The sequence below is a fragment of the Martinezella lusitana genome (assembly GCF_016901135.1).
GTDB classification, from domain to species: Bacteria; Pseudomonadota; Alphaproteobacteria; order Rhizobiales; family Rhizobiaceae; genus Rhizobium; species Rhizobium lusitanum_D.
Map to the genome: position 1 here is coordinate 16,314 of NZ_JAFEVL010000047.1, position 11,446 is coordinate 27,759.

An 11,446-nucleotide genomic window follows, 5' to 3' on the forward strand; every position below is an offset into this window, starting at 1 on the left:
ATGGGCGGTAAAAGTTCTACTTCGACTACCAAGACGGAGCTGCCTCCGCAGATTATGGCGGCCTACCAGGGCCTCATCAATCAGGCAACGCCGATCTCCCAGACGCCATATCAGCCGTATTCCGGTGGCGTAAACGGGTCTGGTTTCGAACAGAACCAAATTACCGGCTTCAACGATATCGCCAATCTTGCCGGCTCTTCCAACGGCGCGTTTAACAACGCTTCCGGTGCGCTCGCCTCTACCGCCACACCGACTTCGGCTAGTGTCGGCCAGTATATGAGCCCATATTTGAACAGCGTCGTTCAGTCGACAATGGCAAATATGAACGAGCAGAATGCGGAACAGCAGCAGGGCGTTCTCGGCAATGCTGCGGCTCAGGGCGCGCTCGGCGGCAATCGTGTCGGGGTTGCCCAATCCGAGCTCGCTCGCCAGCAGAACCTTGCCAACCAACAGACGATTTCGGGCCTTTATAATCAGGGCTATAATACTGCTCTTGGTGCGGCGCAGTCGGATAAGAATGCCGCTCTGCAGGCCGGGTCAGAATATACCAATCTCGGTCAGACGGCGATGCAGACCAACCTCGCGCAGGCTGCGGCACAAGTGGGCGCCGGTACTCAGCAGCAGCAGTGGAATTACCAACAGTACCAGAACCAACTTTCCTATCCGTTCGAGACAACCTCATGGCTTGCCAATATTGTCGAAGGCTTGGGTTCCGGTAGTGGCGGCACAACTACGTCCACCCAACCATCCGGCAACACCGGCAGCGCAGTCCTCGGCGGCGTTCTTGGTCTCGCATCCCTATTCAACAAGGGCGGCGTCGTCAGTGAAGATGATCGGCCGCATCGCGCTCAAGGTGGGATTATTCCGTATACCGGATCGTCTGGCATCGCCGCGAACAACAATAATCCGGCTGGAGCAAATGATAACGGCGGCTATGTTCCCCAGGTCGCGACAGCCGGCATAGTTCCGGGCCGATCCACGCTTCCGCAGGCACCTCAGGGCGGCCAGCAGCAGGATCAGGGACAGCAGATGCTTCAGCAGGGCATAAAAGCCGCTGAAACCAATCTGAAACAGAAATATCCAAACGGCCTTGTTGCAGGTCTGTCGCAGCCATCCACGACAAGCCTCAACGCGCCAGTCTCCGCACCGGTCACGCCTGCGCCCGTACCATCAAATCCCGGCGTTCTATCCTCTCTCGGCAACTTCTTTGGCTTTGCCGATGGGGGCGTGGCGCGCCGTGGCTATGATGACGGTGGCTATGTCGATCCACGTGTTGTGGCGGTCCCTGCTGTTCCGGATGCATCTGCGATCGATCCTGCGACAATATCGCCTTCCCAGATGAGGGCAGTTCTGGACGCAGCCGCTCAGCAGGCTCCGGCCCCGGAAACTCCTCAAACTGCGGGCGTCGTTCCACAACAGCGGAGTGAGCAGCCTGCAGCCCCTCCGTTGGCTCCTCCCATAACCGTCCGCGATATGCCAGTCGCAGGTGTTGCTCCGCAACAGGACGCTCCTTCGCAGGCGACATCGCCACGCCAGTATAATATTGGCAATGCTCCGCAAATGACGCCGAATTTTGACAAGATCAACAATAGCTACGGCTTGCCGACCGGGTATCTGAACAGGACGGCCTATATCGAAAGCTCGTTCAATCCGAATGCCAACAACGGCATTTCGAAGGGGGAATTCCAATTCACCAATGCGACCGCTGGGCAATATGGGTTGAAAAATCCATTCGACCCCCTGGCTTCGGCAGATGCAGCCGCACGCCTTGCGGTGGATAACCAGAAGTTCCTTGCGCATGGTCTTGGTCGTGAGCCCACAGCAGGCGAGCTCTATCTTGCTCACCAGCAGGGAGCGGCAGGGGCCTTGAACCTTCTCAGTCATCCCGATGCCCCGGCAACCGATATCGTTGGACGCCAGGCTGTTGTCGGGAACGGTGGAAGTGCCAACATGACGGCTCAGCAGTTCGCCAATCTGTGGACGAACAAGTTCAACGGCATGCCAGCGACGTCAGCGGGATATCAGCCGACCGATTCCGGCGATACCTCGGCCCCATCCGGAATCGCTGCGTCTTCGCAAGGCGTTGCTCCAGCCAATAACAAGGGGGTTTCGTTCTCCAATGAGGCATCTTCCCCTGGCTTCCTCGGACGCTTGTTCGGTGGCCATGGCCTTGGGTTGAGCGATGATCAACGCATGGCGCTCCTTTCGGCCGGTCTCGGCATGATGGCTGGCACAAGCCCGAACTTTGCCACCAACGTTGGGACTGGTGGCATGAAGGGTGTTGAATCCTACATGCAGAAGCAGCAGTTGAACCGTGAGAACGCTCTCGCGCAGTCGGAAATAGCCACGCGCTCCGGACAACTCGGGCTGGAAGGCAAGCGCGTTGATATCGCGGGCCAGCAACTCGCCCTTGAGGCGAAGAAGGCTGCCTCCGAAATCGGGCTGCAAACCGCCCAAACCGGAAAGACCAATCTGGAAACCCAGACAGGTCGTTGGCAGCAGACTGTAACGCCGGCCGGTATCATCGTTCGCGACATGACCGATCCGAACGCGCCTCCGAAGCTTACGACGTGGGACGATATTCAGAAGAACGGCCCTCCCTCCGCGGTTACCGGAAGCAATGAGGCTATAGGGGCATCTCTGGCCTCAGGAACGTCGCAGAACGCGCCGGCAAGCGCTTCGCAGCAACAGGGCAACGCACCGGTCAAAGCCGCTCCTACGGCCCCTATAGGCGCACCCGCTCAAACGCAAGAACAGTCGTCACAGGCACAGGCACAGGGCCAACGGCAAGCCCAGCCGGTATTCACATCGTCGGCTCCGTCTCGTGTGGGCATTGATCCTCGCATGTTCTCGCCAACTGGCCAGCAGATCGTCGCGAATGAAACGACGGACGCGCTGAAGCAGGCGCGCGAGGAATATCAAGGCGCGACAAGCGCACAGACGCAGTTGGGTGAGATGAAGCATGATCTCGCCACTATCCCCAATTCCGCTTGGACGGCACCGGGAACCGGTTTCCAAAGCCGTGTCCAATGGGCGAAGACAATCAATACCGCCGTGCAAGCAATGGGTATGGAACCTCCGATCGATGAAACCGCCGTGGCCGCAGGTGAGGATTTGAACAAACTCACCACGCGTCTCGGCTTCGATCTCAGCAAGACCCTGGGTTCGCGAGAAGCGGCGTCCATCGTCGATCAATCGGTATCCGCTGTGCCTGGTGGAGCAAATTCCCCAGAGGGCGCACGTCGCGTCATCGCCGGTATCGAGGCGGCCAATCAAAGGAAGATGGATTATTACAACTTCCTGCAGGACTGGTCGGCCAAGACGGGCGGTAGCATCAAGGGTGCTGATGAGTACTTCAACAAGGCCAACCCCCCAGAGCTTTATGCGCTGGCGAGCTATGTACCGGCAGGGGCTATCGCGGCGCTTCGTCAAAATCCGCAATTGGCACCTGATTTCGACGCGAAATACGGAATGGGACGCAGTGTCTCGCAGTATGTTCTTGGGGGCCAATAAGTGGCAAACGCCTTTGATCAATTTGATGGTGCTGCGCCGGCCATAGGCGGGGTGCCTTCGACTGCGAACGCTGGAACTCCGACTGCCACCACGAATCCGTTTGATCAGTTCGATGACGCTCCAACTGCTTTTGGCGGGAAGGGCGCATCGGCTGGTTCGGATGATACTAGCACGTCATCGTCTCCGACTGTCGGCGATGTCGCCAAGTCTGCAGGGTGGGGCCTTGTCACCGGCATCCCGCACGCTATCGCATCAACTGCCGATCTGATGGAGAAAGGAACTGCCGATGCGCTGACGTTTTCGGATCCGAACACCGGGGAAAACCAATTTCACCAGTTGGCGCGTAATCTCGGGATTATCGGCGGAGAGGAACCGGATACTTCTAATGCCTATGAGCCGACGACCGGAACCGATCTGAGAAACGTCGGCTCCGCCGTCCTCGATAAGACTGGCATTAATATTCCCGAACCTAAAAATGCTCCGGAACGGATTGCGAGAACCGCCGGTGAGTTTGGCGTGACTATGCTCGCTCCCGAATTAATGGCTGGTAAACTCGGATCAGCAGCAAAGGCTCTAGGTGTCGGCACTGTATCAGGAGCAGCGTCGCAATCAGCGGCAGAGGCGGTTCCAGAGAAGTACAAGCCTATTGCTTCCCTTCTTGGTGGCATCGGTGGCGGCATGGCAGGCGAAGCGGTCGCATCTATCCCGAAGGTAGTGGGCTCTGGCGCTCGTGCCGCTGTTGATTATGCTTCCCCACTTACAGAGGGCGGTCAGCAGCGCATGGCCGGGACTGCATTGCGTGAAGCTGCATCCAATCCGGATGAGGCTATCGGTGCGATCGATACCGCGCCACGCAATATCGTTCCGGGTTCCAACCCGACCACCTTCCAACTGACTGGTGATCCCGGTCTAGGAACGATGGAACGTGCCGTTGCCGCCAAGAACCCGGAACAGTTTCAAGGACTGCGCGGCGAACAGAATGCCGCTCGCCTTGATGCCCTCTCGAATATTCAATCAGAAGGCCATCCCGAGGCCGTCTCCGGGTTCTTTCGCGATCAGCTCCAGCAGATCGATAATGAAACGCAGCTCACGCACGACTTTGCCCAGAATTGGGCGCGCAACGAGTTGGATGCTACAGGAGGCGGTCATTCTCCGGAAGCTTATGGCGAGGATATCAAGGGCCTCGTCAACCCGCAGATCGAAGCAGCGACAAATACCGCTCGTACCGCGGCTGAAGGGCTCGGCGGTGGCCGTCCTGAGGTCTTAGGAGAGCAGGCGCGAACAGCGATCCAAACTCAGCTTGATGCCATGAAGGCACGCGAACGGCAGCTTTGGAGCGCCGTGGACCCCGATGGTAAACTGATCACGGTCACTTCGCCGCTGAAGCAGGCCGCTCAGCGTATCTATGGTGACATGGGGCCAGAGGCTAGCATTGGGATGGCGCCTGTTGAATCGGAGCTTTCCAGGGTTATCTCCAGCTACGGCCAAACGCTTCCATTCCAGCGTCTGGTTAATCTCCGGAGCGCCATTTCCCAGGCCATGCGTGATGCAAATTCACCGCTATCGCCAAATCAGCCGGCCTATGGAAGGCTCACCCAGTTGCGAGGGGCGGTCGAGGACGCTATATCAGACAGCGTTGCCCAGAAAGCCGCTCAGGAACAACAGGCGGTTTTCACCGGAGCAATGAGGCCGGAAGATACACTTACGCGACGGCTTCAGCGCGAATCTCAGGAGTTTATGCGTGCCAAGCGATCCGGAACAGGAAGTCTGGGAACAGATCAACAAGAATCTGGAACAGCTTTCTCAAGCGGATCGGATGTATCTTCTGGCAAAGTACGAGAAGGAAGCGGTGAAGGAAGGAAAACTTCTGGAACTTCGCAAGATTCGGGAACTGAAGGATCATTTCTTGATGAAGAAGCCGCACAGCGTCTAAAAACAGCGACCGCAGCTACGGCCGAGCGCAAACAGACCTTTGGCGCCAAGCCAGTCTCTCAAATTCTTCAACGTCCAGGATCGACGCAGCCCTATACGTTGCCGTCCGCAGGCGTGACATCATCGATCTGGAAGCCTGGTAATGCCGGTGCCGATACGGTTCGTTCCGCCCTTTCTGCTGCGAAAAACAATCCGGAAGCCGTAGAGGCAGTTCGGAACATGGCCGCAACTTCTCTTCGTGAGAAAGCTCCGCAAGGCATCATCACCTCGAAGATCTTCAATCAATGGCGATCGCAGCACGCTCCGGCTCTTCAGTCATTGGAGCAAGCCGCGCCGGGGACGATTGCGCGTTTTGAAAATGCAAGCCGTGCGGCCGAAGGGCTGCAACGGTTCGAGAACTTCAACCCAGAAACCGCATCCGGCGTTCTGCCCGATCGTTATTTCTCGACCGGCGAAAAGGGGTTTGCCGCAGTCCAAGATTTGCGGGATCTGGTCGGCAAAGACAAGGCCGATAAGCTTCTCTCGGGTTATGCCGCAGACAGCCTCAGGAAGAGCGCGGCGCGTTCAGATGGCACCTTGGACCCCGGTAAGTTTGAAGCGTGGCAGAAGACGCACTCCGGAGCCCTACGGGCAATTCCAGATCTGCAGGCCAAGTTCATGACCGCTTCAAAGGCGGCGGATAATTTGGCGTCAGTAGCGGCTCAGCGCAAGGACGTTCTGGATGCCTATCAGAAGGGAGCTGTTGGCAAGCTTCTGAAGGTTGATGATCCTGCGGACGTTGTGCGTACGGTCGGCTCCATCTTCGGGCGCAATGACAGTGTCCAGCAGATGCGCCAGCTTGCACAGGAAGCCCAGAAGAATCCTGATGCACTTGCCGGCCTCCGTAAGTCGATTGTCGAGCATATGGAAAGCAAGCTCGTCTCCAACACCGAAGCGGCGACATCGGGACGAAACCTTATCAAATCAGATGCTTTTCAGTCCTTCCTCGGAAAGAACTTCACGACACTCCGTCAGGTCTTCAACGATGATGAACTGAATATGATGCGCGCCGTGGCGCAGGATCTGAAGCGCGCCAATCGCTCTATCTCATCTTCGAAGTTACCCGGCGGCTCAAACACAGCTCAAGATTTGGCAGCTATCAACGCCCACGATATGAAAAGCTCATTGCTTGGAAAATTCGTGACGCATGCCGTTGGTAGTGGGGCTGGATTTCTCAGCGGTGGCCCTCTCGGAACCGTCGCCGGCTTCATCGGCGGCCACGTCCTGGGCAGCATGCGGGAAGCAGGGATCAGGAATGTCAACGATCTCATCCGAGACGCGATGCTGAACCCTGATCTCGCCAAGGCGCTGATGATGAAGGCTCCAAAGCGGATCGATACAGGGTCAGAGCTTACCCTCGCATCGAAACTGAAGCGACTGGCGATGTTCTCGTCTGCCATGAGCCAGCAACAACAAAATCACTGATCAATCACCGAACGAATAATTGAAACAGTCGCCCATTGAGGCGGCTTTTTTGTTGAGGGCAATATGCCAAGTACGTTCACACCAAATTTGAACCTGGAGCTTCAAGCGACAGGGGAAGACATCAATTTTTGGGGGCAAAATCTCAATAATAATGTTTTCACTTTACTGGATGGAATCCTTGGCGGAGCGATTAATATATCGCTATCCAATACAGACATAGCGCTTACGACAGACCAGTGTTCTAACAATATAATTCAATTTACTGGCACGTTAACCGCAAATGTTACGGTTTCCTTCCCACAGATTGGAAGAAACTTCTTCATAATCAACGGCTGTACCGGGGCATTCACGCTCACTTTACAGACGACATATTCTGGCAGCAATACAATTGTGATCCCTCAGGGAGTCCCGGCTTTTGTTGTAACGTTTGGGGTGGGGTTGAGATCGGCTCCTAACGTTTTTGGGGCTCCGTCATCAACGCCAGGCAATATCGCTGTTTTTGGAGACTCAACAGGAAAAAGTCTAGCTGATGAGGGGATACCAGCTCCAGTCATCGCTTCTCAATCTGTCGCCGAAGCTGGAGTGTCGAATACCACATATATGAGCCCGTTGAGGACAGCACAGCAAGTTACGGCTCGTTTGGCCAGCTCAGGGCAGGCGCAGGCCGGAACTGATAACAGCGCGCTTATGACGCCATTGCGCACGGCTCAGGCGATCCAAGCCCAAGCGTCTTCATATCCCTCCAGTTCGACAGATCCGAACAATCTCAATCAGCCAATTGGAGCGACCGTTGCCGTTCAGGGTATTCTCAATCGAAATACGCCCTGCAATGTCTATTTATCGCCTTCAGATGCTACCGCCTATCAAATCTCTCCTGGGGGCGCGATGTTGGTCGGAACATGGCTTGCCAGAGGGAAAATCGGCACGTCAACAATGATGGTCCAGCGCGTTTCCTGATCCCAATAACATTCTAAAAAGATAGGCGTGCCAGCCGGCGCGAGCGTGATCTTTTGGCAAAAATCACCATAGATCAATTGCAGTTAGCAATTGGATTGGATGGGACAGAATTTGTCCCCATCGCAAAAAACACTGGTCCTGGCTATGTGACGGAAAAGACAACCGTTGGCGCGCTTGTAAATGGCGGCATTGAAGCGACGTATGTGGTCGCCAATGATGATTTTGTGCTGCCTAATGCGAGAATATTGGCGGGAGAATCCGGTCAGACAACTGTTACAGATAATGGAGCGGGTTCCACATTAGTGGTCGGCCTAGCGGATACCACTGTAACACCTGGCATTTATGGCGACAGTACCCACCTTGTTCGGATCACGATCGATGCTACCGGTCGCATAACAAGCGCATCGCAAATAGATTTGAGTCTCAGTTTCCAGTCCTACCTTCAAGGACTCCCAACTTCCCTTCCATCACAGCCAAATATTCCTTGGAACAATGGCGGTATTGTCAGCCTAAGCTAGGATTATAAAATGATAATTCGTCTTCTGATTATGACGCTGGCTATGATGTATGCTACCAGCGCAAACAGTCAAACATATCCTTCACCTCAGGTAGGATCGGTGAAGTTCAGAGGTAATACGTCTAGTGCTGGAAACCAGACTGTACTTCAAGCCCAACCGAGCGCATCTGGTACCCTAAGCCTACCCGCTGCGACGGATACACTCGTTGGTCGGTCAACGACAGACACGCTTTCTAACAAATCGCTAGTAGCGCCGTCTATCTCGAGCCCAGCAATAACTGGAACGGTAACGATTGGTGGTGTGACGCAGGTATTTCCCACCTCGGGTCTTCTGGTGGGCACGACAGATATCCAAACTTTGACCAATAAGAGCATATCTGCGGATCAGATAAATTCTGGCCTACTCGGATCTGCGGTTGCGGTTCGGCCGAACAATATTGCCCCTTCGAGCGCGTCTAATACCCCGCGTACCATCTCTGTGTCGGTGGCTCCTACCTATAATTTCCCAGAGGCCTTTGCGACAGAATTTGATGGCGATTTCTCAAATACGACTATTCCACTGTATTTTACTTTGAACGGGGCAGTCCTTGGCCAGCCGACGACCGGCTATCAATGGAGCCCGGCGCTTACGCCCTACCAAACAAAATTCGTCAATAATTCCGGGTGGAATCAGGCGACAGGAAGCAATGATGGAAGGACGGGCGCGGCGATCTACCGGACTATGATGCAGAATAATGGTCAAGGTGATATCGCTGCATATTATACATTTTGCACCGTAAATAGTTCTCGTGCTGGCGCTACCACTTGGCTGGCGAACCCCGCATGCATCGGAATGAATGGTGATTTTGGTGCTACCGCCAATGGGGCGTATCTTCAAGGCGTCGGAGATATGAACTTTAATGACGGTGGCTTTGATATCAGCGTCATCGGCACTGCTTTCAATTTTAATCGCACGAATAACACGCATGCTCTCGGCGAGATTTGGCTTGGACATTATGTCCATTCCTACGGCACAAAGGCAATCGATGCAGGATTCACGATCGGAGGTCCAGCAAACGTTGGGTTTGATACGGTCACCGCTACTTTGACTGACAATGCTGCGTTCAATATGGGGCAGGGGCAAAAGATTGTTTTTAATTCAACATCAACAAGCTTCGGCGGCGGAAACTTCTATGGTGATGCTATCGGAAGTACCTACATGACCTATAGCGGATCATCGCTGCTTTCGGTCGTTGGCGGCGTTCCAACTCTTCAGGTCAGTTCGGGGAGCGCACTTATTAATGGAACTCTTTTTACAAATGCTGCGCCCCAAATCCAATCAGACCACATCAATATCCAGACACCGAAAACGCCCGCAACTTCATCTGCTGCCTGCACGACCGGCGATCATGCATGGGATACGGGATTCATTTATGTTTGTATCGGAACCAACACATGGAAACGTGCGGCGATATCTACTTGGTAAATGCTGACGGCTTAATGCCCACCGGTATGAGAGTGATATAAAATGAATACGGATTTTCTGGAACTTCCCACGATTTGCCTTTCCATATGCGTGATCTTCTGGCTGATCTTATGTGTTCAAGCGCTGATCTACAGATCGCGGCGTCGACGAAATAGGGAGAGACGTAGGGAAAGATTTGAAAAAAGGGTTGGCGCAAAGTTCACTCGTAAAAGAAGATCAGAGCGTCTACCTAAAATCATAGATCGCGATTGTGATACCAGCGGAACGCATCATTTAAAGACGATACATCCTTCCATTAGGACATCGTTGGCAAGCTCACCTCTTTCCGCATTGTCTATATCCTTGAAATAATCGACCGCCCATGCCGGCCAATCTGGGTGGTTCCCAGTAACGCTGAAAAGCATGTTTGATATCTTATCTTGATATCCCTCATGAGCGGGATTGGCGGTATAGACGAATAATGTGCGGCTGTTTTTCTCAGCAACTCTCTTGAACATTTCCCTTGAAAAGAGCCACTTATCATCAAGGTTCTTCAGAACCGGATCGGAGCGATCTTTCGCGCTGACGAAATCGATGCCGTAAATCAGTGTATTGAATACGGCGATGTCGGCCTCTGGAATGCCCTTGTTGAATTTTGCCAGATGGATCAAGCCGACAAGGATCTGTCTCAAGACAAAATAACCGACATGAAACGGCTCATAAAACAGGCCAATTCCATCGCTTGAGAGAGCGGAAATATACCCGTTTAAGACGGCTTCCGGATCGTCCAGATGATGGAGCATTGAAGAGCCGCAGATAATGTCGAATGACTGCGGCTTCAATTTTATGGTTGATGCATCAGCAATGATACACGACACTCGGTCATCGATGCCGGTAGCCCTTGTCTTCTTGGCCAAGATTTCCAAGAGGTTCGGGCTTAGATCAGTAGCGACTATCTTGGCGTCTGGGAACATGGTTGCGAGAGCCATGGTAGCATTACCGCTTCCGCAACCGATATCTAGGATATTTTCAACGTCCTGGCGGTCGAACTTGGCGATATCGAAACTCCCTCGGAGTTTACTGATCATTGCGTTCATTCCGACGTATCGGTCATCATAATCTTGCGCACCGGCGAGGAATTGGTCTCCAACGCCGATCACGCCGTTTTCGACAATACTCTGTGTAGCATACAGCCCAGATGATGAATCATATGGCACTATCTGCTCGTCTAGTAGTTTTAGCATCTGGCTTTTCCCAACATATTCCAAATTGCAAACCGCGATTAGTCAGTTGCATAAATTGATTTGATTGGAAAGCTTATGCTTGTGCTGACTCGCGAAATAGGCCGCTTGACATCTAACAAATCACATCGAAAATGAATTGCAGGGTCGCTTCGGCGGCCCTTTTCTATTGGAGCAAACAATGGATACGACCGTGCAGGAAGTGCAGCGGCGATTGATCGGCCTTGGCTACAATCTCGGCCCTTCGGGTACCGATGGCATTCAGGGCCGCATGACGATCGCCGCAATCACGAAATTCCAGACCGACAAGAATCTGTCCGTTCAATATCCTGGTACGCTTGGGCCGACGACACTCACTGCGCTAGGCATATCGAGCGC

Annotated in this window: 7 protein-coding genes; 6 read left to right on the top strand and 1 reads right to left on the bottom strand. The window is 54.0% G+C overall.

Going from position 1 to position 11,446, the window contains the following annotated elements:
* The 5 genes from JTP94_RS20755 to JTP94_RS20775 all read left to right on the top strand — a co-directional run bounded on the left by JTP94_RS20755 (nt 1) and on the right by JTP94_RS20775 (nt 9,848).
* Complete coding sequence (locus JTP94_RS20755) at nt 1-3,513, top strand: hypothetical protein (protein ID WP_204852380.1); 3,513 nt, start codon at nt 1-3, stop codon at nt 3,511-3,513.
* Nucleotides 3,514-6,909: a hypothetical protein gene (locus JTP94_RS20760; RefSeq protein ID WP_204852381.1), complete on the top strand. Its 3,396-nt coding sequence runs from the start codon at nt 3,514-3,516 to the stop codon at nt 6,907-6,909.
* A gap of 63 nt (nt 6,910-6,972) precedes the next feature.
* Nucleotides 6,973-7,866, top strand: coding sequence for a hypothetical protein (locus JTP94_RS20765; protein ID WP_204852382.1), 894 nt, complete (start codon nt 6,973-6,975; stop codon nt 7,864-7,866).
* A gap of 53 nt (nt 7,867-7,919) precedes the next feature.
* Complete coding sequence (locus JTP94_RS20770; protein ID WP_204852383.1) at nt 7,920-8,384, top strand: hypothetical protein; 465 nt, start codon at nt 7,920-7,922, stop codon at nt 8,382-8,384.
* Between the two features lie 333 nt (nt 8,385-8,717).
* Nucleotides 8,718-9,848: a hypothetical protein gene (locus JTP94_RS20775; RefSeq protein WP_204852384.1), complete on the top strand. Its 1,131-nt coding sequence runs from the start codon at nt 8,718-8,720 to the stop codon at nt 9,846-9,848.
* A gap of 269 nt (nt 9,849-10,117) precedes the next feature.
* On the opposite strand, the gene JTP94_RS20780 is transcribed toward JTP94_RS20775, so the two are convergent.
* The gene (locus JTP94_RS20780) at nt 10,118-11,071 is read right to left on the bottom strand and encodes a trans-aconitate 2-methyltransferase (protein WP_204852385.1); all 954 of its coding nucleotides are present in this window, start codon (nt 11,069-11,071) and stop codon (nt 10,118-10,120) included.
* Between the two features lie 178 nt (nt 11,072-11,249).
* On the opposite strand from JTP94_RS20780, the gene JTP94_RS20785 reads away from it, so the two are divergent.
* Nucleotides 11,250-11,446: peptidoglycan-binding protein (locus JTP94_RS20785; RefSeq protein ID WP_204852386.1), on the top strand; the 197-nt coding region annotated here is incomplete at its 3' end.

What these genes read in the sequence shown, in the direction of transcription:
- JTP94_RS20755 (WP_204852380.1), top strand. Translation starts at nt 1, where the DNA reads ATGGGCGGTAAAAGTTCTACTTCGACTACCAAGACGGAGCTGCCTCCG.
- JTP94_RS20765 (WP_204852382.1), top strand. Translation starts at nt 6,973, where the DNA reads ATGCCAAGTACGTTCACACCAAATTTGAACCTGGAGCTTCAAGCGACA.
- JTP94_RS20780 (WP_204852385.1), bottom strand. Translation starts at nt 11,071, where the DNA reads ATGCTAAAACTACTAGACGAGCAGATAGTGCCATATGATTCATCATCT.